Consider the following 538-nt stretch of genomic DNA (forward strand, 5'->3'; position numbering starts at 1 on the left):
CGCTTGTGCGGCTGGTCGTAGGCGTCGATCAGGTCCTGATAGACGGCGTAGGTGACCGCGACCGCCAGATGTTCCTCACGCGCTTCGAGGCCGTTGGTGATGCGGGTCTTCTGCTTGTCGGTCAACAAGCCGATTCGGGTGAGCAGGGGGCGGCGGATTCCGTAGAGCGGGTCCCCGGTGCGGCCGCGGTGTCCGCACGTATCCTGTTGCACGCGTTGACGACACACGGTGAGTTTGTCGGCGGCCAAGTGCACCACATGAAACGGATCCATCACCGCACGCGCCTTGTCCAGGGTTTCAGCGGTCGCGGTGCGATACCCGGAGAAGCCGTCCATCGTCACCACCTTGATCCGGTCACGAAACGCAGGATCGCGTGCGGTCAGCCAATCCTTCAACGCCGCCTTGGAACGGCCGGCGACCATGTCCAACAAACGTGCCGGCCCGGTACCGTCCACGATCGGTGTCAGGTCGACGAGCACAAGTGGAAACACGTTCGCGGCAAGGGGGATTCGAGTTTCGTGACCGCTGTCTCTTAAAC

Annotated in this window: 1 protein-coding gene; it reads right to left on the reverse strand. The window is 62.8% G+C overall.

Annotated elements, in window-relative coordinates; translation table 11 throughout:
• A partial coding sequence (locus tag A5777_RS08555; RefSeq protein WP_197502323.1) for a transposase occupies positions 1-538 on the reverse strand: 538 nt, incomplete at both ends.

The organism is Gordonia sp. 852002-10350_SCH5691597, assembly GCF_001665715.1.
GTDB lineage: Bacteria > Actinomycetota > Actinomycetes > Mycobacteriales > Mycobacteriaceae > Gordonia > Gordonia sputi.